Origin of the sequence: Shouchella clausii (assembly GCF_002250115.1) — a bacterium.
Lineage (GTDB): Bacteria > Bacillota > Bacilli > Bacillales > Bacillaceae_D > Shouchella > Shouchella clausii.
In genome coordinates, this window is the sequence record NZ_CP019985.1 from 4108892 (window position 1) to 4134803 (window position 25912).

At 44.0% G+C, this 25912-nt stretch carries 24 protein-coding genes and 1 riboswitch; of the genes, 13 read left to right on the plus strand and 11 right to left on the minus strand.

The features are described 5' to 3' along the window. Positions 1–4 precede the first annotated feature (4 nt). From BC8716_RS20225 to thiD, 5 genes are all read left to right on the plus strand, one after another. On the plus strand, positions 5–493 hold the full coding sequence (locus tag BC8716_RS20225; protein ID WP_094428619.1) for a Na+/H+ antiporter subunit E: 489 nt from the start codon (positions 5–7) through the stop codon (positions 491–493). Next, positions 486–761, plus strand: a complete 276-nt coding sequence (locus BC8716_RS20230; protein WP_011246474.1) for a Na(+)/H(+) antiporter subunit F1 — start codon at positions 486–488, stop codon at positions 759–761. Before BC8716_RS20225 ends, BC8716_RS20230 begins: the two co-directional genes overlap by 8 nt. Further along, positions 748–1164, plus strand: coding sequence for a monovalent cation/H(+) antiporter subunit G (mnhG, locus tag BC8716_RS20235; RefSeq protein ID WP_094428621.1), 417 nt, complete (start codon positions 748–750; stop codon positions 1162–1164). The genes BC8716_RS20230 and mnhG overlap by 14 nt, the downstream gene beginning before the upstream one ends. 246 nt (positions 1165–1410) lie before the next feature. Then, on the plus strand, positions 1411–1686 hold the full coding sequence (locus BC8716_RS20240; protein ID WP_011246472.1) for an HU family DNA-binding protein: 276 nt from the start codon (positions 1411–1413) through the stop codon (positions 1684–1686). 17 nt (positions 1687–1703) lie between these two features. Beyond that, positions 1704–1802, plus strand: a riboswitch (TPP riboswitch). Positions 1803–1883: 81 nt separating this feature from the next. Next, on the plus strand, positions 1884–2711 hold the full coding sequence (thiD, locus tag BC8716_RS20245; protein WP_094428623.1) for a bifunctional hydroxymethylpyrimidine kinase/phosphomethylpyrimidine kinase: 828 nt from the start codon (positions 1884–1886) through the stop codon (positions 2709–2711). Here the strand turns inward: thiD and BC8716_RS20250 are convergent. Then, positions 2701–2934 carry a WYL domain-containing protein gene (locus tag BC8716_RS20250; protein WP_094428625.1) on the minus strand — a complete coding sequence of 78 codons (234 nt, stop codon included), beginning with the start codon at positions 2932–2934 and terminating at the stop codon, positions 2701–2703. The genes thiD and BC8716_RS20250 overlap by 11 nt on opposite strands. A 344-nt stretch (positions 2935–3278) precedes the next feature. Here BC8716_RS20250 and BC8716_RS20255 point away from each other — a divergent pair, with 344 nt between their 5' ends. Beyond that, positions 3279–4940, plus strand: a complete 1662-nt coding sequence (locus BC8716_RS20255) for a BCCT family transporter (RefSeq protein WP_094428627.1) — start codon at positions 3279–3281, stop codon at positions 4938–4940. 105 nt (positions 4941–5045) lie between these two features. Here BC8716_RS20255 and BC8716_RS20260 read toward each other — a convergent pair whose 3' ends face one another. From BC8716_RS20260 to BC8716_RS20290, 7 genes are all read right to left on the minus strand, one after another. Next, positions 5046–6251, minus strand: coding sequence for a nitrate/nitrite transporter (locus tag BC8716_RS20260; RefSeq protein WP_094428629.1), 1206 nt, complete (start codon positions 6249–6251; stop codon positions 5046–5048). Next, positions 6248–8407 (minus strand): assimilatory nitrate reductase catalytic subunit NasC, encoded by a 2160-nt coding sequence (gene nasC, locus BC8716_RS20265; RefSeq protein ID WP_094428631.1) that lies wholly within the window; start codon positions 8405–8407, stop codon positions 6248–6250. The genes BC8716_RS20260 and nasC overlap by 4 nt, the downstream gene beginning before the upstream one ends. 36 nt (positions 8408–8443) lie before the next feature. Then, positions 8444–10747 (minus strand): nitrite reductase large subunit NirB, encoded by a 2304-nt coding sequence (nirB, locus tag BC8716_RS20270; protein WP_157730502.1) that lies wholly within the window; start codon positions 10745–10747, stop codon positions 8444–8446. 23 nt (positions 10748–10770) lie between these two features. Then, complete coding sequence (nirD, locus tag BC8716_RS20275) at positions 10771–11094, minus strand: nitrite reductase small subunit NirD (RefSeq protein ID WP_094428635.1); 324 nt, start codon at positions 11092–11094, stop codon at positions 10771–10773. Continuing rightward, positions 11094–13535: a nitrite reductase large subunit NirB gene (gene nirB / locus BC8716_RS20280; RefSeq protein ID WP_094428637.1), complete on the minus strand. Its 2442-nt coding sequence runs from the start codon at positions 13533–13535 to the stop codon at positions 11094–11096. Before nirB (BC8716_RS20280) ends, nirD begins: the two co-directional genes overlap by 1 nt. 41 nt (positions 13536–13576) lie before the next feature. Continuing rightward, a complete protein-coding gene (gene cobA / locus BC8716_RS20285) occupies positions 13577–14950 on the minus strand; it encodes a uroporphyrinogen-III C-methyltransferase (protein ID WP_094428639.1) in 1374 nt (457 codons plus the stop codon). Between the two features lie 209 nt (positions 14951–15159). Then, positions 15160–15510, minus strand: coding sequence for a hypothetical protein (locus BC8716_RS20290; RefSeq protein ID WP_094428641.1), 351 nt, complete (start codon positions 15508–15510; stop codon positions 15160–15162). A 737-nt stretch (positions 15511–16247) separates the two neighbouring features. Here BC8716_RS20290 and BC8716_RS20295 point away from each other — a divergent pair. From BC8716_RS20295 to sigK, 4 genes are all read left to right on the plus strand, one after another. Beyond that, complete coding sequence (locus BC8716_RS20295; RefSeq protein ID WP_094428643.1) at positions 16248–16634, plus strand: hypothetical protein; 387 nt, start codon at positions 16248–16250, stop codon at positions 16632–16634. Between the two features lie 285 nt (positions 16635–16919). Beyond that, positions 16920–17090 carry a hypothetical protein gene (locus tag BC8716_RS22535; RefSeq protein WP_169715976.1) on the plus strand — a complete coding sequence of 57 codons (171 nt, stop codon included), beginning with the start codon at positions 16920–16922 and terminating at the stop codon, positions 17088–17090. 237 nt (positions 17091–17327) lie between these two features. After that, on the plus strand, positions 17328–18560 hold the full coding sequence (locus tag BC8716_RS20300) for a hemolysin family protein (RefSeq protein WP_094428645.1): 1233 nt from the start codon (positions 17328–17330) through the stop codon (positions 18558–18560). Between the two features lie 298 nt (positions 18561–18858). Next, the gene (gene sigK / locus BC8716_RS20305) at positions 18859–19566 is read left to right on the plus strand and encodes an RNA polymerase sporulation sigma factor SigK (protein WP_094428647.1); all 708 of its coding nucleotides are present in this window, start codon (positions 18859–18861) and stop codon (positions 19564–19566) included. A 21-nt stretch (positions 19567–19587) separates the two neighbouring features. On the opposite strand, the gene BC8716_RS20310 is transcribed toward sigK, so the two are convergent. Continuing rightward, the gene (locus BC8716_RS20310; RefSeq protein WP_094428649.1) at positions 19588–20550 is read right to left on the minus strand and encodes a bile acid:sodium symporter family protein; all 963 of its coding nucleotides are present in this window, start codon (positions 20548–20550) and stop codon (positions 19588–19590) included. A 93-nt stretch (positions 20551–20643) separates the two neighbouring features. Beyond that, positions 20644–21816 (minus strand): M20 family metallopeptidase, encoded by a 1173-nt coding sequence (locus BC8716_RS20315; RefSeq protein WP_094428650.1) that lies wholly within the window; start codon positions 21814–21816, stop codon positions 20644–20646. A 122-nt stretch (positions 21817–21938) separates the two neighbouring features. On the opposite strand from BC8716_RS20315, the gene BC8716_RS20320 reads away from it, so the two are divergent. The 3 genes from BC8716_RS20320 to BC8716_RS20330 all read left to right on the plus strand — a co-directional run bounded on the left by BC8716_RS20320 (position 21939) and on the right by BC8716_RS20330 (position 25261). Next, a complete protein-coding gene (locus BC8716_RS20320) occupies positions 21939–23345 on the plus strand; it encodes a YfcC family protein (protein WP_094428651.1) in 1407 nt (468 codons plus the stop codon). Positions 23346–23469: 124 nt separating this feature from the next. After that, positions 23470–24462 carry a lipoate--protein ligase gene (gene lplA / locus BC8716_RS20325; RefSeq protein ID WP_094428653.1) on the plus strand — a complete coding sequence of 331 codons (993 nt, stop codon included), beginning with the start codon at positions 23470–23472 and terminating at the stop codon, positions 24460–24462. Positions 24463–24643: 181 nt separating this feature from the next. Further along, entirely contained in the window at positions 24644–25261 is a 618-nt protein-coding gene (locus BC8716_RS20330) for an NUDIX hydrolase (RefSeq protein ID WP_157730503.1), read from the plus strand. 75 nt (positions 25262–25336) lie between these two features. On the opposite strand, the gene rplK is transcribed toward BC8716_RS20330, so the two are convergent. Further along, the gene (gene rplK / locus BC8716_RS20335) at positions 25337–25774 is read right to left on the minus strand and encodes a 50S ribosomal protein L11 (protein WP_094428657.1); all 438 of its coding nucleotides are present in this window, start codon (positions 25772–25774) and stop codon (positions 25337–25339) included. Positions 25775–25912 lie beyond the last annotated feature (138 nt).

Consider the following 25912-nt stretch of genomic DNA (forward strand, 5'->3'; position numbering starts at 1 on the left):
GATTATGGCATTTCAATTAATCATAAATACGTTAGTTGCGTTTTTGTGGATGCTCTTTCAAAACAGTTTTACCGCCCAGACTTTCGTCTTTGGTTATGTCATAGGGATGCTTGTCGTTCTTTGTTTAATCCGTTTTAAAGGCCGCTATTTTTACATGCTTCGCGTTTGGTCCTTTTTAAAGCTAATGGGTGTGTTTGCCAAAGAATTGACGATTGCCAACCTGGATGTTGCCAAAATTGTCATCAGCCCTAAAATGAACATTGCTCCTGGGATCATTGCCGTGCCAACTGAACTGGAGACGAGGGCGGAGAAAACTTTGTTTGCCGTCATGATGACATTGACTCCAGGAACGATGTCGATTGAGTTTTCAGAAGACGGTCGCTACATTTTTGTCCATGCCTTAAATGCCGAAGACAAAGATGGGCTGGTTAAGCAAGCAAAAGATACATTTGAGGCTGGCATTTTGGAGGTGACCCGTCGCTATCATGTTTAATTTGTTGCTCTCAATTGCTTTAGTAATACTAAGCCTTGCGGCGCTCCTTTGTTTCGTCCGTGCCCTTCTTGGACCAACCAATCACGACCGCATTGTGGCCCTAGATACCGTTGGCATCTTACTAATTGGCTTTGTCGGCATCTTAATGATCCTTCAAGACACACGCGCCTATACCGAGATTCTTCTCGTCGTAGGCATTCTCGCTTTTGTAGGCTCAGCCGCCATGGCGAAATTCCTTGAAAGGGGGAATTTGTTTGACGACGATTGAATGGCTAATTGCGGTTTTAGCTTTACTAGGGTCGATTTTTGGCTTCCTATCTGCTGTAGGCATCGTTCGATTGCCTGATGTGTACTCGCGGCTTCATGCGACGGGGAAAAATTCGACATTTGGCATTATGATGATCATGGCTGCTGTATTCCTCTACTTTTTTGTATTAAAAGGCGAGTTTATTGGCAAGTTGTTGTTAACGATTCTATTTGTGTTTATTACGGTGCCAATTGCAGCATTAATGATTTCTCGATCCGCTTACCGTACAGGTATTCCGATGGACGCTTCCACTGTTTGCGACGAAATGAAGCCTTTTTATGACAAAGAAAAGAAAACATATGCGAACAACATCAAAGACGCAACGGATGAAAATCATGCAAAACCATTACCTACGGAAAAATAGACCCTAAAAAAAGGACACGTTTGATGACAAGAATGGTGCTGAATTTAGGGAAAAACGTTACAAAGTGATTAAAAATCAGGTGTTCAGCCTTATTTTGGCCTTTAAGTCTTGACACAACAAGGATTCATGAGTAAATTAAGGGCAGGCATTGTCGCTATAAGCCGCACACAGCGAATATAGCAATATGTTGGTCTGTAAGAAGAAAAGAATGAAACAACTTTACGATAAGAAAAGGAGTTTTTTAAGATGAACAAAACAGATTTAATCAATGCAGTATCAGAACAAGCAGAAATCTCTAAAAAAGACGCTTCCAAAGCGGTTGACGCTGTGTTTAATGGCATTACGGAATCACTCGTAAAAGGAGCAAAAGTACAACTCGTAGGTTTTGGCAGCTTTGAAGTTCGCGAGCGTTCTGCCCGTAAAGGCCGCAACCCGCAAACTGGCGAAGAAATTGAAATCCCAGCAACAAAAAACCCTGCTTTCAAGCCAGGTAAACAGCTAAAAGACGCTGTTAACGAGTAAAACAACATCAAACATATAGATTCCACTAGGGGTGCTTCGTGCTGAGAAAAGGTTCGCCTTTAACTCTTCAACCTGATCTAGTTCGTACTAGCGTAGGGAAGTGGAAACGTAAAAAATACATTTGTTTTTTACATTACAACAGTCGCCTCCACCAGAACGGGCGGCTGTTTTTTATTTAGACAGAAAGGATGATGGTGTTGTCAACGATTTATCGCGCTTTAACGATCGCAGGAACCGATCCTACAGGAGGAGCTGGCATTCAAGCCGATCTCAAAACTTTTCAAGAACTAGAAGTGTATGGAATGAGTGTGATTACCTCTTTAGTGGCGCAAAATACGACAGGTGTACGGGCTATCCACCACGTACCCCTTGAATTCATCGACCAGCAATTTCAAGCGGTTGTCGATGATATTTATCCAAGCGCAATTAAAACCGGCATGATCGCACTCCCAGAAATGATGGAACTCCTGCAACAACAGCTACATTCCCACAAAAACGTCCCTTATGTTTGCGACCCAGTGATGATGGCCAAAAACGGCGACCCCTTGCTAGAAAAGCATGTGCGCGCTAAGCTTCGAGAGACACTTGTGCCTTTAGCAACGATTGTCACACCTAATATTGCTGAAGCTGAAGATTTAATTGACGTGCATATTGATGATGTTAACGACATGGAAAAAGCAGCCATACGGATTGTTAAAGAATTAGGGGCACAAAGCGTTGTTGTAAAAGGGGGAAGTTTAACTGGCGATGCGGTTGATGTATTTTACAGTAGAGAGACTGGATTGTTTAAACTGGATGCGCCCCGTACGGATACAAAACACACACATGGGACAGGCTGTACCTTCTCAGCAGCTATTTGTGCCCAATTGGCTAAAGGCATAAGGCTATTGGATGCAGTCCAAAAAGCAAAAGCTTTTACAGCAGATGCCATTACATGGTCTTTACAACTTGGGAATGGCTATGGTCCGACCAACCATTGGGGTCATCGACTTAATGGGTTACCAGGTAAAAACGTTAGCCAATAAGGGAACGATTCCCACGTTTATTTGTCGCCCAAGCGCATGAGAGAATATGGTCCAGTGCGAATGCTCGATACGCATTTTTTAAATGGCAATAACAAAAAACATGCGTATCAGTAACGGTGTATACTGTAACTTCCCTTTGGGTTAGCTTTTTATTTTTTGCTTCATAGATGAGTTCTACCCGTCCTTGCTCAGTAGCAGCTCTGTTTAATAACCGGATCATCATGGTCACACTCCTTTTAGTTATTATTATAACTATCGAACGAATGTTCGTCAACAAAAACCAGAATGTTTGTTCGTTATATTTTCTCCCGCATCTTACTAGAAAGATGCGGGCTTTCTGTTTTAAAATCATTCATTGTGGGTAATTCCTCCTTGCCTCTCATTCCTTCTTCCTAAGTTCAACTATCTATTTTCATCGCTTTTTGTTTGAGTTCATAGACGCATACATGGGAGTTAAGTATAATGGGAAAAGTATTTGGAAATCACCTCCCAGGTTATAAACGCGAATAAATGGGTAAGTAAAGTTTATTCCGTCATCACAGTTGATTTAAAACAAGGAGCGCACCAATGAATTCAAATGACACACGAACGAAGATTGACCCCGTATTTTACTGGGTGCTTGGCATCCTCCTTATCTTTATTGTTGTTGGCATCTCTGCTCCAGCGCGCCTTGAAGCGGTTACAGCCGCTGCCCAGGCCTTTATCGCCGATCGGTTTGGCTGGTATTATTTAATCGTCGTTACCTTCTTTTTGCTTGTTTGCCTCTTTTTTATCTTTAGCCCTTATGGAAAGATACGTTTAGGCAAAGATGATGACCGACCTGAGTACAGTTACTTAACATGGTTTGCTTTCTTATTTAGCGCAGGACTCGGTGTCGGACTTCTGTTTTTCGGCGCAGCCGAACCAATTGCCCATTATGCAGTGAGCTCACCGACTGTAGAAGAAGGAACGGGAGCAGCTGCGCTGGAGTCAATGAAGTACGTATTTCTCCATTGGGGTTTTCATGGTTGGGCCATTTATGCAATTGTGGCGATTTGTTTGGCTTACTTTAATTTCCGCAAAGAACAGCCTGGCCTGATTAGCGCAGCGTTGTCGCCGTTAATCAATCCAAATGGCTTCTTTGGCAAAACGATTGATGTGATCGCTATTATTGCCACATTGTCAGGAATTGCAACGACGCTCGGATTTGGGGCAGCACAAATGAACGGCGGCATTTCCTTCCTGACAAACTTAGAAAACAGCTTTATGCTCCAGTTAGCGATTATTGTTGTGATTACCGTGCTCTTTCTTATTTCAGCAAGTACAGGGCTTGATAAAGGAATCCGCATTTTAAGCATGGTCAATATGACACTTGTCGTGCTTATGTTGCTGTTTTTCGCCGTGTTTGGCGCAACCATGTACTCGTTGAACCTTTTCACAAATACACTTGGCCAGTACATACAATCCTTGCCTGAACTTAGTTTTACGATCGCACCAAACAGTGCAGAACACCGTGCTTGGATTAACGCGTGGACCTTGTTTTATTGGGCCTGGTGGATGGCATGGTCCCCTTATGTCGGTACATTCATTGCCCGCGTATCACGAGGACGGACACTGCGCGAATTTGTCATTGGCGTACTGCTAGTCCCTTCGCTGCTAGGCTTTGTGTGGTTTTCATTTTTAGGGGGGACATCGATTGCTGCCGAGTCTTCGGGGGCTGCCGCTATTTCAACATTAGCTGATGAAGAGATGTTGTTTGGCGTGCTAAGTACAATGCCTTTTAGTAGCATTACATCCTTTATAACGATCTTTTTAATCGCTGTATTTTTTATTACGTCAGCTGATTCAGCCACGTTTGTGCTAGGTAGCCAGTCTACAAAAGGATCATTAAATCCATCTAACAAAATTAAAACAACATGGGGCCTGTTAATGTCAGCAACTGCCGCTGTCCTTCTCTATAGCGGCGGCCTGCAAGCATTGCAAAACACAATGATTGTCGTAGCGTTTCCTTTTTCCATTATCATCGTGCTTATGGTGATTTCTCTTTTAAAAGCATTGCGCCAAGAAGGACTAAAAGAGCAGGTCAAAGAGCGGCGGCTTCGGCGTGAGCTGGTTGAGCTCCGCAATTTCAAAAACAAGCATGAACGTGAAGAGAAAAAACGTTTAAAACAGGAACAAAAAAAACAGCACAAACGTGCTGTACAAAAAAGCAATCACCACAACACCAAACCACCAAAAAAGAAAGACTAAAAGATCGATCTAGACAAGAACCGTCTCCAACACAACGGAGGCCAGCGAACGCTGGCCTCCGTTTTTATCTTCAAGTGCCTCGTGCTTCTTTCTGTAAGTCCACTCTTACATAGACGTCGTCTGCTTTGTCTCCGTCCACGCCTTCTTCCATGAGTGTTGAGCAAACAGTAACAGCCCAAGGGCGAAACAGGCAGAAAGGGCGAACAGAAGAAATCCGCTAGCGTACGTTCCTGTTATATCCTTAAACAAGCCGAGAATATTTGGCAAGAAAAAGCCGCCAACGCCTCCGGCAGCCCCGACTATGCCAGTTACCATGCCGATTTCTTTATGGAAACGCTGAGGGACAAGTTGAAACACAGCACCGTTGCCCATGCCGAGGCAGCCCATGCCTACAAATAACACAGTAAGAGCAAACGCAATTGGCGGGAGAAAACTAACGGCAAACATACAAAGGGCTACGCCAACAAAAAGCATAGTAAGCAAGCGAGCACCGCCAATTTTATCTGCAATCAACCCACCAATTGGGCGCAATAAGCTGCCGGCAGCAACGACAAGTGTGACAAACTCCCCTGCTCTGACCCCTGAAACAGCATACTGGTTCACAAAGAAATAGCTTAAAAAGCTTGACAAGCCTACAAATCCACCAAATGTAACACTGTAAAGCAAGCAAAAGTACCATGTATCACGCTCTTGAAATACACGGAAATACGCTTTTAACGGCTTCGGAGCTGGCTGGTTTGGTGGCTCCTTCGCCATAAGGATGTAAGAGATGAGCACAAGGGAAAGCGGAATAAGTGCTAGTCCCATCACGCCATTCCAACCGACCACTTCCGCTAGCCGTGGCCCAAACAATGTGGCAAATAAAGTGCCGCTATTCCCAGCCCCTGCTATGCCCATTGCCACTCCTTGTAAATGAGGGGGGTACCACCGGCTAGCCATTGGCAGTGAAGCAGAAAAACTAGCACCGGCAACGCCAAGCAGCAGCCCGATCGCGATCAACTCTGACAGGCTCGTACCAAAAAGCCAGCCCCATAACAGCGGTACCATCGTTACAACCATGCCTGCTATGCTCGTCTTTTTTGGCCCATAACGATCTGTCAAAATGCCAACTAGGATGCGGAAAACAGAGCCTGCTAAAATCGGAATCCCGACAATAAACCCAATTTGTGAAGCACTCAAGCCAAAATCAGCAGTAATGTATGCTCCAAGGGCACCAAGCAATACCCAAATCATAAAGCTTACATCGAAGTATAAAAAAGCGGAAAACAACGAAGGCGCATGCCCGCTTTTGCGTAACTCAGAAAGTTTCATGTTTCCAACACTCCTTCCAATTGCTCATGTACAACTAATGGTTCAGCCCTTACTGCGCTTACTTTAAAAGCCGGCATGCGGCAATCAGGGTCTAAATTGCCTGTAATTATACGATTGACGTTTTGCTTGCCACTCCAGTGAAACGGCACAAATACAGTGTCTTCACGAATCGTTTCCGTAAAGTGACAACGGACGATCATACTGCCTTGTTTGGTAGTCAGCTTGATAAGCGTTTGATCAGCAATTCCATGCCTTTTAGCGGTTTCTGGATGCATTTCTGCAAAAGATTCAAAGTTTCGTGCCATAAGGGAGGCGCTATTTCGTGTCTGTACGCCAGTCAAATAGTGAGCAAGAACTCTGCCCGTCGTTAAATAAAGAGGGTAATCTCGACTTGGTTTTTCTTTTGGTACAGGCGCCTCATTCGGCACAATGGTCATAAGCGCTTTTTTGTTTGGCCGATAAAAACAATCCGTAAATAACATTGGCGTCCCTGGATGTTCCAGGCTAGGGCATGGCCAAAAAATCCCCTTTTCTTTCCTAAGCCGCTCATACGTAATTCCATAGTAATCAGCGATTCCACCTTTGCTGGCCATTCTTAATTCGGTAAAAATGTCTTCCGCGCAGGAATAGGAAAAATCAGTTCCTTTGCCAAGAACAGCCGCAATGTTACAAATAATTTGCCAATCATGGCGGGCTTCCCCATAAGGGGGCATACTGGCTTCACGCAACGTCACTCTGCCTTCGACATTTGTCATCGTGCCTTCATCTTCCAAGTAAGAAGTTGACGGCAAGATCAAGTCAGCAAGCTGAGCTGTTTCAGAAACAAATAAGTCGACAGCGACCAGAAATTTCAGCTTTTTTAAAGCATTTTTGACGAAATCGGCTTGTGGGTGGGATACGACCGGATTGGAGCACATTAAAAACATTCCGGTGATTTCTCCCTTTTCTGCTTTTTTCATCATTTCAAAAGCAGAGACACCCTTCCTTGGCAACTGTTCAGGCGAAATCCCCCAAATAGCGGCAATATGAGCGCGATGTTCTTCATTTTCGATTGAACGGTATCCTGGAAGCTGATCAGCTTTTTGACCATGTTCCCTTGCCCCTTGACCGTTACTTTGTCCAGTAACAGCGGCAAATCCACAGGCATGTTTGCCTAACTTTCCTGTAACGATTAGAACATTCAGGAAATTACGGACAGCCATAGATCCATTTGTTTGCTGCTCAACGCCCCTTGCCGTAAAAATCATCCCTGTTCTTGCCTTAGCAAACGTTTTAGCAGCCTTGGTGATCACATCGCCGCTGACCCCTGTTTGCTCGGCTATGTTTTCAAGTTTGAGCTTGGCAATATGGGCTTTGACTTCCGCAAACCCTTCAACCTGTTTTTGGATGAAAGCGGCATCTTCGTAGCCACCTTCTAAGATACATTTCAATAACCCATTTGCTAAAGCAGCGTCTGTACCAGGTTTTAGCTTTATATGCAAGTCAGCCAGCTGTGCAGTTGCCGTTTCCCTTGGATCAACGACGATAAGAAAAGCGCCGTTCTTTTTCGCTTGTTCAATGTAAGGCATCAGCGTTGGTTGGCATTCAGCTAAATTGGTCCCTACCAACATCAGACATTCCGCAAACAGAACGTCTTCAAGGGAATTGGTTAAGCCTCTATCTATTCCAAATGCTGTTGTAGCAGCGGAGGCAGCAGCCGACATACAGAGCCGGCCATTATAGTCAATATGCCTTGTTTTCAAGGCTAAACGGGCAAACTTACCGAGCAAATATGCTTCTTCATTTGTAATTGACGCGCTTCCATATACCGCCATTGCATCATGCCCATCTTCTTGCTGAATTGCTTGAACGTTTTCGGCGATTTGTTTCAGTGCTTCATCCCAACTAATCGGCAGCCATTTTCCATTTACTTTGGCCAGCGGTTGTGTAAGCCGATCGGGATGAAAGGCGTGTTGGTGAGCATTCAGCCCTTTTACACATAAACGGCCTTTTGACGTGGGATTCTCTATGCCAACAACGTCGTATGATGTTTCCTGTCCATGCTTACGCTTAATCAATTGCATCTTGCATTGTACACTGCAAAAAGGGCATTGGCTGTTATAGACGATTTCACGATTAGGCAGTTGTCTTTTTTCTTGCAAATATCCCGACTGCATTCGAGTACAATCCCTCCACTCCAAATTGTTATCTCTTTAAACGACTGGCATTCGTTCCGCATGCTCATGGCTAACTGCCGTTATTTCCGCTAGCTGTTTATTTAATTTTGCCTGGCAAGCAGCGTCAAACACGACTTCGCGAACATGGACCGCGCCTTTACGGACAAGCCAAGCATGGATATTTTCACTGTACTGCGCTGATTGCCTAAAGTATTGCAGCAAAGCGCAAACAAGTTGAAAGGTTCCTTCAACGGAGTCGTTCGAACAAAATAATTCAGAACCAATCGCTACTTCCCAATTTAATGGCGACCGGGAGAGACGAATAGCAGCGAGCTCGTGTCGACGAGCAGCTAACGTAACGCATACTTCTGTTTCCGCAGGAAAAGGCACACAGTTAAATAAATCGAGCAGTCTTTCAGCCAAGTGCCTCCCTTCCGGCCAGTTATAGTGGCTGTCATCAATAGCAACCTGCAAACGCTTGCCTGCCAAAACAGCAGGAGGCATATCAAGCTGTTCAAAGACGTAAGGCAGTTGCTTTTCCGTCAACCCTTTCAGCTGCACTTGGTTGCGTGCTGAAAAATCAATTCTCGGCACTTGCAGTTCCTCAGCCATTAGGGCAAATTGTTTTAATTGGTCAGTGCTCAATCTGCCAGCAATGTGTGGAAGTGTAATCGTATAACTGCCATCGTTTTCTTGTTTTCCATTCCGTTCCTTTGGTGCTCCCCCAGGAAAGAACAATCCGGCATAATAAGCAGACACTTCTCGGCAGACTCGGCACCCATTTTTGTTTTTCCAACCTAGCTTTTCGCTCATGTCAGAAAACACAACGAGCCGTTTCTCGGCGATTGATTGGGCGACTTGTTGTTCGGTTAGCGACGTGCATGGGCACAACGGTTTTCTTTCGGCTATATCGACAGTCGCTAGCAGCTGTCCATGCTTAAAGCTTTCTAGCATAGCGGCCACTCTGACCTCGCATCCACCGCATGAACTTGCCGCTTTCGTTCCCGCTTTTATCTGTGCAATTGTGTGCTGTCCGGCTGCCATTGCGCTCATAATGTCGCCCTTTGATACAGCATTACAATTGCAAATGAGATGGGAAGCTGGCAGAGAGGCTAGCTCTCGTTCAAATGCTGTTCCATCTTCTGTTAATAGTTGCGTCTTCTCGTCATCTGACAATGGCGTGTTTGCCCGAATCAACTGCAACAGCTGGTCGCTTTGTCGCGTATTGCCAAACAATACTGCCCCGGCAAGGCAATCCTCTTTAAACAGAAGCTTCTTGTACTGACCCGTAATTTCGTTTAAAGTTTTCAAAACAGTACAAGAGCGAGAACAGGTTGTTTCGCCTGCAGAAAAGACGTTTACTCCTGATATTTTCAATTGCGTCGCTAACACAGTGCCGTTATAATACAGACCTGGCAGTCCACAAAGCTCACGGGCCAGCACTTTTGCTTGTTCATATAAGGGGGCCACTAACCCATAGCTGATTCCGTTATGTTCGGCACATTCGCCGACGGCATACACACCTGAAACGTCCGTGCGTAGACGATCATCAACAACAATTCCTCGCTTTGTTGGAATGTTGCTTTCCTTGGCAATGGCAATGTTCGGCTGGACGCCAGCTGCCATGACAACAAAATCAGCAGAAAGAGTGGTTCCATCTTGAAAACGAAGACCTGTTACCCGCTCCTCGCCGCTAATTTCCGCTGTTTGTTTTTGTAACAAAAAGCGAATCCCTTTGCTCTCAAGGCTCTGTTTCAACAGCCGGGCTGCCGTTTCGTCGAGCTGGCGCTCCATAATTCGGTCAGAAAGATGAATGACGCTTACGTCGACGCCTAAATGAGCCAGCCCTTGGGCGGCTTCAAGACCAAGCAAACCGCCCCCAATGACAGCCGCTTTTTGGTAACGAGTCGCCCATTCAGTTAACCGTTCACAATCACGGATTGTGCGAAAAACAAATACGCCTTCTTTCTCCACTCCTGGCACTGGAAGGACAAAAGGTTCCGAACCAGTAGCGATCACTAGCTTGTCGTAAGCAAGTTCCCCTTTGTCGGTATATACTTTCTGGGCAACGGGATCGATTCTGGTCGCTTCCTCACCTAATCGCAGCTCAATGCCATGGTCAACATACCATTGGAACGGATGGATGCCAATGCTGTGAAGCGTCTGTTTCCCTTGCAAAACGGAGGAAAGCAAGATGCGGTTATAGCTCGGACGGTCTTCTTCTGATAGAATCGTAATCGCAAATTGGCGCGGAGCAAGTTTTAACACTTCCTCTACCACGCGGACGCCTGCCATGCCATTGCCAATAAGGACGAGGCGCTGTCTTGACTCCGAGCCCATCGAATCACTCCTTTTAGCAAGCATTAAATAAACACATAAATATCGTCTCCTTCAACTTCCACAGTAAAACAAGCTACATTTCCTTGATCTCCACCTTGCGCGCTGCCCGTTTTCATGCAAATTTTCCAATCATGCAGCGGACAATAAACATAATTCCCACTAACGATGCCCTCCGATAGGGGTCCGCCTTTATGAGGACATTTGTTGTCAAGAATACGAACGGACCCATCCTCTTGCATAAATAAAGCAAGCTCCCTCCCTTCGATTTCAACTTTCTTGCCTAAACCGACCGCCAGCTCATTTCGGTTAGCGACAAACACTTTTCTACCCGCTTCCACGAATGCCATCACATACCTCCACCCTGTTTAACAGCAATTTTTTTCTTTTCAAACAATTGCTGTTGCTTTTCTTCACTCTCAACAATTTCCGTCCACGGATCTTTGTGCCTAGATAGCGCCATTTCCATCCGTTCGATTAGCGCTGCTCGTTCGATGCTGTCGTCGAAAATCACTTTTTTAATTGATTCAAGCCCGACTCGCTCAATCCAATGGGAAGTCCGTTCTAAATAGGTGGCTTGTTCCCGATAATATTGCAAAAATGCACTGATCGTTTCCATTACTTCTTCATTCGTTGCCACTTTGCAAAGCAGCTCAGCGCTTCTTAAATCAACGCCTCCATTCCCACCTACATAGATTTCCCATGCTCCTTCTACACCCACAATTCCAACATCTTTTATGCCTGATTCCGCACAATTACGCGGGCAAGCGGAAACAGCCATTTTTACTTTATGGGGCGTATTCAGGCCCTCGTATTTTTTCTCAATTTCGATTCCAAGGCTAACCGAGTCCTGCGTGCCAAAACGGCAAAAATCTTCACCAACGCACGTTTTGACTGTCCGCAATGTTTTGCCATACGCATAGCCGGAGCGCATCCCTAAATCACGCCATACGTTAGGCAATTTTTCTTTTTCGACGCCGAGCAAGTCGATCCGTTGACCGCCGGTGACTTTTAATAAAGGGACATTGTATTTTTCAGCAACATCAGCGATTTTCCGCAGTTGTTCTGGATTGGTCACCCCGCCATACATCCGAGGCACAACAGAGAACGTGCCGTCTTTCTGGATATTGGCATGGACCCGTTCATTAACAAACCGGGAATGAGCATCATCCGTATAATCAAGGGGGCTAATGAGACCTAGATAATAGTTGAGAGCAGGGCGGCACTTTGAACAGCCTTCCTCTGACTTCCAACCAAGCACGCTCATGACTTCTCGAACATAGGACAAGCCCATTTCCCGGATCGAGGCTACCACTGCTTCATGGGTTAATTCCGTACAGCCGCAAAGAGGTTCTGGTTTTGCCATTATGTCCGTTCCTGTTGTGAGTGCCAACAATTCAGCTACTTCCGGCTTGCAGCCACCACAAGACCTTGACGCATTCGTACATTGCCTTATTTCTGCTACCGTAGAAAGCCCCTGCTCTTTAATTGCACAGACAATCTCACCTTTGCTTACACCGTTACAGCCGCAAATCGTTTCTTCGTCTGCCATTGTAGCTACTACTGATGGACTGCTGTCATTCGTCTCAGATGGGAACAGTGCCGCTTTACTTATGGCCGAAATGTCTTCCCCAGACCGAATGAGAGAAAGAATTCGATTGGCATCATTGGTGTCGCCAAATAAGACGGCCCCTACAACTTGGTTGTTTTTAACAACTAGCTTTTTGTAGACTCCAGCAAATTCGTCATGGATACGAATCGATTTCGTCTCGTCTTGATCGCGAAACGCCCCTGCGGAAAAGACATTTATGCCTGATACTTTTAATTTCGTGGAGACGATTGACCCTTTATAGCCGCTGACCTCATTGCTCGTATTTGTACAGATGTGTTCAGCAAGCACTTTGCCTTGTTCGTACAAGGGAGCAACAAGCCCATAAACGATACCACGGTGTTCAGCACATTCACCAACTGCATATACATCTTCTTCGCTAGTTTCCATATAATCATTGACGACGATTGCTTGATTGACTTTAAGTCCTGATTGCTTAGCCAATTGAACATTCGGACGAATGCCAACAGCCATAACAACTAAATCAGCTTTTATACTTGTTTGGTCACTGAAGGAAATGCCCTTGACCCGTTTGTGGCCATTGATTTTGACCGTTTTCTTATTTAAATGAAACTGCATCCCTTGTTGTTCAAGCTCGGCCTTCAACATCTTTCCTGCATCTGAATCCAGTTGCCGGTCCATTAAATGATCGGCAATATGGATGACATCAACGTCCATTTTTAAGTTCAACAGGCCTCTAGCTGCTTCAAGGCCTAGCAGCCCTCCACCAATGACCACCGCTTTTTGATACGATTTCGCAGCATTGATCATTGATTCGCAATCGGCGATGTTGCGAAACGCAATGACACCTTCTTTCTCTGCTCCAGGCAAAGGGAGCATAAACGGGTCGGAGCCTGTGGCAAAGATCAAACGGTCATAGGTCCGTTTAATGCCACTGGCGCTCCACACTTCTTTTTTGCGACAATCAACTCGTACGACTGCGTCACCTGTAAACAATTCAATTTGGTTTCTTTCATACCAGTCGTAGTCGTTTAAGACGATGTCGCTTACACTTGAGTCGCCTTGAAGAACAGACGACAACAATATTCGATTGTAATTTGGATGGGGTTCTGCACCGAAAACCGTGAATTGAAAACGATTAGGCTCTCGTTTAATGATTTCTTCGAGTGTGCGGATGCCCGCCATGCCATTGCCAATTAAAACAACCTTTTCTTTATTCACATCTCAAAACTCCTTTTTTTAAAAAAATCCAATTACCTCGTTTAAGACATTGTCTGATCGAGTGGTTGATTGTGCAGAACGACAGAAGCGTACATCGAAAGAGACTTAGCATATGCTTGAACTTGATCGCTCGTCGTTAAAATAGGCACTACAGCTTCATTTGCACATTCTGCTAAAACGAGTCGCAAATCATCAATTTCTTGCTCTGTTTCACAAAAGGCATGAGTTAAGTGGCCTTCTTCTAGCAGACGACGAATCGCAACAGTTATTTTTTGTGGTAACAAGCGGCGGTTAATGGCATCTGTACCAATCACGACAGGCGAAAGAGTTGATTTTTTCGAATAACGCGCCAATTGCAAACCGAGTGAGCGAGCGATTTGCTCCACCTCCTGTGTTCCCGCCATAAGTTGCCCTTGTACAGAACGAATATCATAGCCTTTCTCGCCAAGCTTTGCTAAAAACGCGAACAACACCTCCTTGGCAAAAAACAAGACTGCTTGATTTTTACTAGTTTGAAGCACAGCAGCGATGTCCGTATCAGTAACAATTTTCCCCTTGTTTTGTTGGAGGGGAGCCGCAAAGACATCCGCCCCTTGCGTCCGCAGCGCTTCCGTTACTTCAGTCTTTCCTCTAAGCGATAAGATGCCTATGCCCGAAAGGGGCTTGTGCTCAAACCATGATACAGCCCCACGGACACCGACAACATCGCCGATTAAAATAACAGCAGGATTCGCCAAGTTAGCGTTAGCGACATTGGTCACAATCGTTTCTAGTGTTCCTTCCACGGACCGCTGTCGACTGTATGTGCCCCACTCGACAATGAGCACAGGCGTACCGGCTGGTTTTCCATGTGTCATTAACTGGTCAACAATGGCAGCTAATTGTTTCATGCCCATATAGATCATTAGCGTGTCAACCGATTGAGCAAGTGCTCGCCAATTAGGGGGCTCTTTTTTTTCGTCTCTGTCGCGATGAGCAGTTACGACTGCAAATGAACTGGAAAGCGTTCTATGGGTTGCCGGTACACCTGCATAAATAGAAGCGGCTGTACCCGCTGTCACACCAGGGACAATCTCAAATGGAATGTGGTGAGTTTTTAAATAGGCAGCTTCCTCTCCTACTCTGCCGAATACGGCAGGATCGCCCCCTTTTAAGCGAACAACCGTTTTTCCTTTTTTTGCGTGGACAAGCATTTCTGTTTGGATGTCTCCTTGGCGCAACACATGTTTACACGGCTGCTTGCCTGCATACACCAACTTGGCATGATCGCTAACTTCCATGATTAGCGCCGGATTGGCAAGCCTGTCAAAAATCACAACGTCTGCTTGCTGTAATATCTTGCGTGCTTTAACAGTCAACAGTTCGGCGTCTCCAGGTCCTGCGCCGACGAGGTACACTTTTCCTTGTATGGACATGTATAACTCCTTTTTAACGTCTAAAATGATTTCCTCTAGTCTAACGTGGATCGTTCTTCTACTGGCACCGATTGTGATATTTTGTGACATACTAACGTTCGACAAAAGTCGCGCACCCTAACCAGCAATGCACACTCTTTCTGAAGGCAAAAACAGGGCTAAGCATGGCTTAGCCCCGTTTTTTGCATTTGGCTTCTTACTTACAACAGTTAACCTTGAACCTCTGGATTTTTTTGAACTTGTGAAACGTTTTTCTTATTGGCTAAAGCTAAAATGCCGGCAATGAGCAAGAAAATAAATGCTAGCGTAAAAAACAACCCATTTAAAAAGAAGCCTGTCACAGAAATAATAATTAATGCAATACCGCTAATGACTCTTAACTTAGGTGCCCATGATAAAAACCCTAAAGCAATCGCTAAAAAGGATAGCCAAAACACAGAAGAACCGTCGTTTGCCATTGCTTCTTCTCCAAAAACAACCCCACCAGCCGTCACAAGAAAGCCACTAACGATACCACAAATTCCTCCAAGAATAGAAAGAACTGCAATCCACGTTTTCATTGAAAACCTCCTAAAATTAGATAAATATTGTAACAGTTCACGTTCTATTTTACATGAAATTACTTATTTTTTCCATTGTTTATTTAAATTTTTCCATGTTTCTATCAATAAAGAGCCAGTCAAATAGGCTTAGCAATTTACGAGAACATATTCCCTTTCCCATCCCGAAAAGCTTTCATTCCCCTAGTTCTCCCATCGGAATGGCGAAAAAATCAAATGGCAGCCCCTCCCCTCTTTTAGCCGTTCCCTCATAAAACAATATTATTTATTTTTGCTAGGAAGGATAAAGGCTTTTCTCACCATTACTTAAGTTCTAATTTAGATTCACCACTACCCCGTCCTTTTACATCATGCTAAAATTCCATATATAGGGGAGTGTTTATATGTATAAAATTATTTGCAACAATAACGGCAAACTAAAGGATTTATGTGAATCTAACAGTACAGTTATTAAAACGTTCTTGTGTTACAAAGAAGCTAAGCGCATGGCTGAGAAATTAAACTCAAATACCACTCCTGATTTTATCTGGACCGTTGTAGAAATTTAAAAAAAACGAGCATTAGCTCATGCTAATCGCTCGTTTTTTTTGCGATATGTTCCAGTTGACCATTAAATAGCTGGTTTTTTAGTAATGAAGGCAATCCCGTCCTTTGAGCTAAACTTACTAAAGGAGTCATTCTTCGATCAATCGGCTTATTAAAAGTACGGCAACAGTGTTTGATCGAAGGCATACTTTGTGGAAGCCCTTACTATCCCAGAACATAGGGATTCCGTTTTTGGAGTAAAGACCAAAACAAATTTAGCTAGTATTCTATATCAGCTCAATGACGACAAAGCCACTGAACTATACCGTGACGCTTTAAAAGAAGCTGCTCGTTTTAACCAGGTGGAGTACATGAATCGATTGAAGATACTTCACATTTTGCACCGCGAGTTTTCAGAAATCGCACTTGATAAAGAACTTGACAAGCTGCTACAATTAAACTGTTTAGTATATTTAGTCTCAGAAGAAATTTCTCACATATTCGAAAACCGTGGTGAGTTAAAATTAGCGCTAAAATACATGGAATTCGCTTACAAAACACGGTTACAACCAAACATTATTGGAGGGGAACAACCTTGAAGAAATTATCTTCCATAGTCTTTTTAGCAGCCGTTTTATTTTCATTAGTGATCGTGCCGAATGGAGACAAAATCGATACCATGCAGTTTGTTCCTTTGAGTGATAAAATTGATACTGTTTAAATGCTAGGAGCTGCCTTCGGGACAGCTCGTTTTTTTTAAATGTTCCAGTTGACCATTAAGTAGCTGGTTTTCCCATATAGAATGAATCTACTTCCCTCCTCATTGAAACCAACTTTCTCGTAGTTTCGTAGAAAAATATAGTGAAAACGAGGAGGAAGAGAAAATGGACAACGAGTACGTAGTCGGCTGGGGCACCCTTGCCTTAATTAATGCTGGCCTCGCGCAAGGAAAGAACCGAACAGGACTTAATTGGTTCTTGCTTTCACTGTTGCTAGGCCCTGTGGCCACATTGATTTCGCTATTTGTCGAAAAGCGCCCTAATCCAAATGATTAACGTTCGGGCAAAGGGAAAATACTGCCCTTCGTCTCGTTTACTAGTACTATACAAACACAAGCAGGACTGCTCTAACATTTGAGTTCCTTTATAAAATTAGTTATACTTTACTTCTAAGGATTGGCTGACTTTGCCAGCAGCACTTTTTCCTCATGCTTCATTTATTTCATTAAAACACCGCTGTAAAGAGGCTGCGTCACCATTTACATCTCTTAAACGACTCAGGAGGGGCATTCCGTGTTATTTGCTATTATTGCCTGCTTACTCGCTTCGTTTTTCTTCTCTGGAAGTGAGACTGCACTCACTGCGGCGAATAAGATGAAAATTCAATCAAGAGCTTCAACAGGAGATAGAAACTCACAAAAACTACTTCATCTTATCTCAAAACCCGATCAATTTATTACAACGATTTTGATTGGTAATAACATTACAAATATTCTATTGCCAACACTTGTTACAATGATTGCGATTGATTACGGCATTAGTGTCGCTTTAGCTACTGCTATATTGACTGTCGCTATCATTGTCTTTGCTGAAGTATTGCCAAAATCAATTGCTGCATCGTTTCCTGATAAAATCGCTTATTTCGTTTCCCCAGTTATACGTGCATTAATGATTCTTCTTAAGCCAATTACTTACTTGCTTAACTTAGGAACAGGCGCCCTTATCCAACTCCTTTCTAAAAGCCAGCCAAAAGAAAAATCGTTTTCAAAAGAAGAGCTGCGAACGATTGTCGATATCGCCAGTGGGGAAGGCACATTTGAAAAAGAAGAATCGCATCGGATTAAAGGCATTCTCGATTTTCGAAGTCTTAATGTAAACGACGCTATAAAAACCCCCAGAATTGAAATAGTCGGCTTACAAGAAAATACACCATTTGAGGAAGCACGAGACTTTATTATCCAAAATCGGTACACACGCTATCCTATTTATCGAGAAGATATGGATAGCATCATTGGGATCTTCCATTCCAAAGCATTGGCGTCATGGTCGTTAGACCCATATAGACCTTTAACCGATTTTAGCGACATGGAACCACTTGTTGTCTTTGAATTCCAGTCAATCGAATTGGTTTTCAGAAAGATGATGCAAGAACGAAAACACATGGCAATTGTTTATGACGAATACGGTGGGACTGAAGGTCTAATTACACATGAAGATATTATCGAAGTGATGATTGGGCAAGAAATTGAAGACGAAACGGATTTAGAAAATGATAGCCTAGTTGATTTAGTCAATGATAGAGAAATCATCTGTCACGGGAAGCTTCCTCTCCAAAAACTAAACAATCTTTTTGCAACGGATATTCCTGACGAAGAGAATAACCTCGCTGGCTATGTATTAAAACATTTTGGCCGCCTTCCCGCTGAAGGGGAGCAATTTGAAGCAAAAGGGTTACTCTTTTCTGTGCTTGACGTAGATATAGAGCGCAAGCGCATAGTAAAAGTGCGTATTCTCAAGCAAGCTTAAATAGAAAACCAGTCATAAAACCGGTGTTCGGTTAAAAGACATGCCTTCTTACGAATAGGTATGTCTTTTTTATGTATGGCCTATGATTTCCCCATTATCGGGAAACAATGATAAATGGTTAACCCTCTTTCCTTTCCTGCCAACATTCTCTGCATTCACTACTAAAATTTTACAGAAATAGGTTTACACTCACTTCCTCGATAGCAACGCAACCGGACCATCAGCAAAACATTCCTTCGTACAGACACAACCAAGCCCAGTGTTGCATAGATATAACCATTCTTGTGGAGGTGAGCATATGTCCGGCATCCTCGCTGCACTCACATATTTTATGAAAGAAGTGTTTGTTTTTGTTTCCTATGTCAAAAACAACGCTTTCCCGCAGCCATTAAGCAAAGAAGACGAAAAAAAATACTTAGCCCGGATGGCAGAAGGCGATGCTTCTGCACGGAACATGTTAATTGAACATAATCTTCGCCTTGTTGCCCATATCGTCAAGAAATTTGAAAACACAAGGGAAGATGTCGAGGATTTAATTTCCATTGGCACGATCGGCTTGATTAAAGCAATTGAAAGTTATTCCGAAGGCAAGGGAACGAAATTAGCGACGTACGCGGCACGTTGTATTGAAAATGAGATTCTAATGCATTTGCGGGCTTTGAAAAAAGTAAAAAAGGACGTTTCTTTGCACGATCCAATCGGTACAGACAAAGAAGGCAACGAGATCACACTGATCGATATTCTTAAAGACGACAGCGAAGACATTGTTGATGTCTTGCAGACGGAAATGGAAAAAAAGCAAATTTACGAGTACATTCATGTGCTCGATGAACGTGAAAAAGAAGTCATTATTGGCCGATTCGGTTTGAATATGGAGGAAGAGCGGACACAGCGGGAAATTGCGAAAGAATTAAATATTTCCCGTAGCTACGTCTCCCGGATTGAAAAACGGGCGTTAATGAAACTGTTTCATGAGTTTTACAAACATAGTCGTGGCCGCAGTTAAATAAACAGAGATGCCTGAATGTCAGGCATCTCTGTTTTTCGCGGCGCCAAATTGACTAATAGAGGGCTTAGGCTGCAGCGATTGCCATTTTCCAAACGAGGCTGCCAATATTTGTTGAAACAGTGTCCCGGCAATGACAGGCAATATGGCGGCTGGTGGAAAGTAGACAATCGCAATCGCTGCCCCGACACCGATATTGCGCATCCCTGAAAGCAGCATAATGCTGACCTGGTCCTCTTTAGGAGAGCCTGTCGCCTTTCCAAGGTATAACCCTGTTAAGTAGCCGATAATAGCCAAAGTTAGTACCGTTGCAACAACCGTGGCCAATTTTATATCAAGCGCTAAAAAATAAGGTGCTGCAACTGAACTATTTAACATAATGACTGCAAGTAAGCCAAGCTTTGTAAAGGGCGCGCCAACTACGTGTATGACGTTGACCCATGCCGGTTTTGTGGCGTTAATAGCTAATGCAGCAAGGGATGGCGCCACGACCATCCAAAAGACGCCCATAAAAATTCCGAATGTATCAAGGGGCAGCTCGGTTCCAAGAAACACAGCTAGCGTTAGCGGTATAAAGATGGGCGCAAGTAATGTGTTTGCCAATATTAAACAGAGCGCCAACGATCGGTTTCCCCCATAAATCGAAATCCACATGAGGGAAACGATGCCTGTAGGAATGGAAAAAGCAAGCAAAAGGCCTGTTTGTGTCCATATGTCATCTGGAAACAACAAAGTGCCAGCAATATAAGCACAAAACGGCAAAATGAGCTGCAGCGAGACAAAAGTTAGAAAAAAGGATCGTGGGAATCGAAAGACTTGCTTTATTTCCCCCGGATGGATTGTAATGCTGTTTGCAAACGACATACAGGCAAAAATCCATGGAACCAAAAAGGCTGCAGGTTCGAGCATTTGATTCGCAAGTACGCCAGCGATAACAGCTAGTGGCGTCATGGTTGGGAGCCACTTTTGTAGGAATTGGTTCATCGCTTTGTTCTCGTCTTCCTATGTCCCGCTCGTACTCGCCGTTTGATGAGGCTCATTGTTTCTTGCATAGCGCTTCTCCTTTCGAACGCTCTCTTACTGTTTTTCTTTCCACGTTCTATATTCTTGTTTAATTGTTTCTAGAAGCGCTTGATCTGTCAACACATCAAAGGCAGTATGCGCCATCGTCTTTGCGCCAAGCATCAGTCCTTCAAATCCTTGCTCGCTTAATGCGGCATCACGAAATTCAGGCGTATGGCACGCATAACCGCCGTCTGTAATTTTAACGTACGGATGGATGGCGGGAACGCGCTGGCTGACATTGCCCATATCCAGCGAGCCTCCAAGTGTTTTTTCGCGAATATCGTTGACGTCAACGCCTAACGCGACCAAATTAGCGGTAAATTGTTTGGATAGCGCTTCATTTGTATTCATATCGTCATAGGAAAATTCGTAGAACGAAATTTCCAACTGTGCGCCAGTCGCAAGGGCTGCCGCCTTTGCACAGTTTTTCACCTTTTCAAGCAAAGGTTGAAGTGTTTTTCGTGATGCGGCGCGCACGTAAAATTGCGCTCTGGCAAAATCGGGAACGACATTTGCAGCCTGTCCCCCTTCTGGGATAATGCCATGTATACGCACATCTGGCGTAACATGCTGCCTAAGTGCATTGATTTGATTAAACGTCGCTATGACTGCATCCAATGCATTGATTCCCTCATGGGGGCTAGCCGCTGCATGGGCCGCCTTTCCAAAAAAGTCAAACTGAATGGCGTCCATTGCCAACGAAGTTCCGCTTTCCTCATAATGTGCATTCGGATGAACCATCATGGCTACGTCAAGATCATCAAACAATCCTGCATCTGCCATGGTCACTTTCGCTCCACGCGTCTCTTCCGCTGGTGTGCCATAGACATATATCTTGCCCCCTGTTTTATGCAAAACGTCACTGAGACCAATCGCCGCTGCCGCCGACATCGTGCCAATTAAATTATGGCCGCAAGCATGGCCAATTTGCGGGAGGGCATCATATTCAGCCATAAAGCCCACTTCCGGTCCAGGTTGGCCGCTGTCAAATGTCGCTGTAAAAGCCGTTTCTAGCCCGCATGTTCCCACTTCTACTGTAAATCCGTGTGATTTTAGTAAGTCAGTCAGTGTTTTGCAGGCAATAAACTCTTCGTGGCCAAGCTCTGGATTGTGGCCAATATGCTGGCTTACTTCCCAAAACGTTAAACGAAGCTGTTCCAGTTTTTCACTAATTTGTTCTTTCATTTGGTTCTCCTCGATTCATCGTATCTTTATTCGCTACTTGACATTTATCTATTATACTTTATATTAAAATAAAGTTAAATATAAATTCATATGAATATTTATACCGATAGGAGCTTTCAACAATGGAACAGAAAGACACCCGCAACTCAGAAAAAACAGCACCAATTTCGAAAGTCCCCCATACGTACGCAATTTTGTTTGCAATGATAGTCCTGGCAGCGTTAGCGACTTACTTCGTGTCTCCAGGCGCGTTTGAGCGGGTTGAACAAGATGGACGGACGCTCCTTGTCGAAGACAGTTACACGCCCCTTGAAGCAAGCCCTGTTACCCCATTTGAAATGTTTCAAGCCATTCCAACAGGCCTTATGGATTCTGCACAAATTGTCTTTTATATTTTTCTAGTAGGTGGCACGTTCGGCGTTATTTTAAAAACGGGAACGATTGACGCGACTGTTTATAGTTTGATTGGCAGGCTACAATCAAAAGGGATTTATTTAATTCCAGCGATGATGATTGTTTTTTCCATTCCTGGCGCGACGATTGGCATGTCTGAGGAAATTATTATATTTGTTCCAATTGGCATTGCCGTTGCGAAAGCTCTTGGGTACGATACCATTACTGGAACAGCCATGGTCAGCCTCGGTGCTATGGCCGGTTTTGTCGGCGGCATGATGAACCCATTTACTGTCGGCGTTGCCCAATCGATTGCTGAATTGCCTCTTTTTAGCGGGATCGCTTTTCGTTTCGCTGTGTTTTTGTTGTTTCTAGGCTCGGCGATTTGGTTGGTTGTCCGCTATGCACTGAAAGTAACAAAAGATCCGTCTGCTAGCCTTATGCATGGCTTTGAATCAGGGAAACAGGCAAGCGCACAAGCAGCCCCGCGTTTTTCTGGGCGGCACGCCTGTGTGCTAGCAATTATTGCTGTCGGTTTTGCCCTTAATATGTACGGCGTATTCCAATGGGACTGGTATTTAACAGAAATGGCAGCTATCTTTATTATTATTGGCTTTCTCGTCGGCCTCACTGGCGGACTTGGTGTTAACGGCATGTTTACCGCCTTCACGGACGGAATGAAAATGGTCACATTCGGCGCCCTCGTCGTTGGTTTTGCCAGAGCGATTTTAGTGGTGATGGAACAAGGCCAAATCATGGATACACTTGTTTATCAGCTTTCCAATTGGATTAGCGTCATCCCTAGCCAACTGACAGTTATCGGCATGTTTATTTTGCAGTTGATTATTAACTTTTTTATTCCATCAGGGAGTGGACAAGCGGCTGTAACGATGCCATTAATGACCCCTCTTGCCGACATGTTGGACATCCAACGGCAAGCCGCTGTACTGGCGTTCCAGTACGGGGATGGCATCATGAACACCATTAACCCAACTTCTGCGCCGCTGATGGCTTTTCTAGCAATAGCTGGCATCCCTTATTTACGTTGGGTGAAATTCATTTGGAAACTTGTCGTTATTTGGTTTGTGATTTCAGCGATCGCTTTGCTAGTCGCTGTAGCGCTTAATATCTCCTAAAAGATTCGTATGCCTGTTGGCCGCTAGCCGTTTGCTAGCGGCTTTTCCCATGCGAATAACTCGATTTCCAAGCAACAAATCAGTATACTAAAGGAGATCGTCACATGAAAGGAGACATGAACCAATGAAATTCATTGACAATGCAGGCATTACAGATCCACGAATAAACTTAGCGATTGAAGAGTGGGCGCTAAAAAACTTAGACCCAGAAGAAACATACCTTCTCTTCTATATAAATGAGCCATCGATCATTATTGGCAAAAACCAAAACACGTTTGAGGAAATTAATTTGGATTATGTAAATGACAACAACCTCCATGTGGTCCGGCGTTTGTCAGGCGGCGGCGCGGTCTACCACGACTTGGGTAATTTAAACTTTAGCTTTATCACAAAAGATGATGGCGATTCCTTTCACAATTTTAAAAAATTCACTGAGCCCGTTGTTCAAGCACTGCAAAAACTCGGCGTAAACGCGCAATTAAGTGGACGAAACGACCTTCAAGTAGGCGAACGTAAAATTTCTGGCAATGCCCAATTTACGACAAAAGGCCGTATGTTTTCCCATGGCACACTCATGCTCAACTCAGAGATTGAAAACGTCGTTTCCGCGTTGAAAGTGAAAGATGACAAAATTAAATCAAAAGGAATCAAATCGATTCGCAGCCGAGTAGCCAACATTGCTGAATTTTTAAGTGAGCCACTGACAATGGAAGAATTCAAAACAATGCTGTTGCGTTATATTTTTAATACGGAGAGCGGTGCCGTTCCTGAACATACATTAACAGAGACAGAATGGGAGCAAATCCACGCTCTGTCAAAAGAGCGCTATCAAAACTGGGATTGGAATTATGGCAAATCGCCTGCCTTTGATATTCAACGCTCCAAGCGTTTTCCGATCGGTTCGATCGATTTGCGTTTAAACGTGAAAAAAGGCGTCATTGTAGAATGCAAAATTTATGGTGACTTTTTTGGCGTAGCAGACGTGGCAGAACTGGAAGACAAGCTTGTCGGCAAACGCTACGATGCGGACGAACTTAGAGATGCATTAAACGACACGGAGATTAAAGCTTATTTTGGAAACATCGATAAAGATGATTTCTTATCATTAATCTATTAAAATTCTGTAGCAAAAAAAATGGCGGCCTTTAGGGCCGCCCAATTGGGGAGAGAGACAAGAAAGAACAATTCGGAAGCAAGGGTTGCATCCTTTCCTTGTTTCTAATGTACTTCACTTCTTTCGTTTTTGCAGCACAATTGTCATAAGATCTGACACATTACTTTTGATAAGGAGAATACCGGTGTTAACAATTGATGAGATTAAAGCCAAATTGAAGACAGCGGACATTTATAACAAGCACACGGATAGAGAAGCAGCCGTCCTTCTTCCCCTCGTTACGATCAATCGGGAACTTCATATCCTCTTTCAAGTCCGGTCTTTGGCTTTAAGAGCTCAGCCTGGAGAAATCTGCTTCCCTGGAGGAAAGATTGAGCCAACGGATCGTGATGCAAAAGCAGCGGCCATTCGCGAATGCACGGAAGAGTTAGGCATTGACGAATCAGACATTACCGTCATCGCTGCCCTTCCTCCTGTACACACGCCACAGCGCACATTCATCTTTCCGTTTTTAGCAGAAATTTCGTCAATAGAAGATATTTCCATTAACAATGCAGAGGTTGATAGCTGGTTTACCATTCCAGTCGCTTACTTACTCAGTCATCCCCCATTGCAAGGCTATATGAATATAACCGTCCAACCAGGCAAAGGCTTTCCGATTGAAAAAATAGCAAACCGAGATGCTTACGAAGGACGGATCTACCAAATGCCAGAATACTTTTATGAATACAACGACTATATCATTTGGGGATTGACAGGCCGGATATTAAAACAGTTTCTTGACAGGCTTCAACATAAGTAGGAATGGCCAATAGACAAACATAACGAGCTTATCTTTTAAGCAGCTCACTATTTCGAAATCAATTCACAGATTGTATTATTCCTGACGATGTTGATTACCGATCTCGATTCCCATGTTTTTCGCTGTTCCTGCGATGATTTTCATGGCACTATCAATCTTTGTCGTATTTAAATCTGGAAGCTTTATTTTAGCGATTGCCCGTAGCTGGTCTGGTGTGATCGACCCGACAACCTCTTTTCCTGGATTTGCGGCCCCCTTTTCTACACCTGCATATTGTTTTAGCAAGAAAGCAGTAGGTGGTGTTTTGAGCTCTACAGAAAAGCTACGATCATCATAGATCGTAACGTTTGCAGGAATAACAACTCCCTGTTGATTTTTTGTCATCTCGTTGTATTGATTGCAAAAGCTGAGAATGTTTATCCCCATTGGAGCAAGATCTTTCTCAACTTTTGCTCCGTTGGTTTTTCCTGCTTGCAAATGAATGGTCATGATTCGTTTTATTGATTTTTCCATTGTTATTCACCCTTTTCGTTTTTCTAAGGGTGAGTAAATGTCTGACATTACGTTAAGGTCAAGGCTGTTTTTAACTCTCCAAACAGCCTTGACCTACAAAAAAATCGAGCGACTTTCCGACATCTCCCCTTTGGCGTC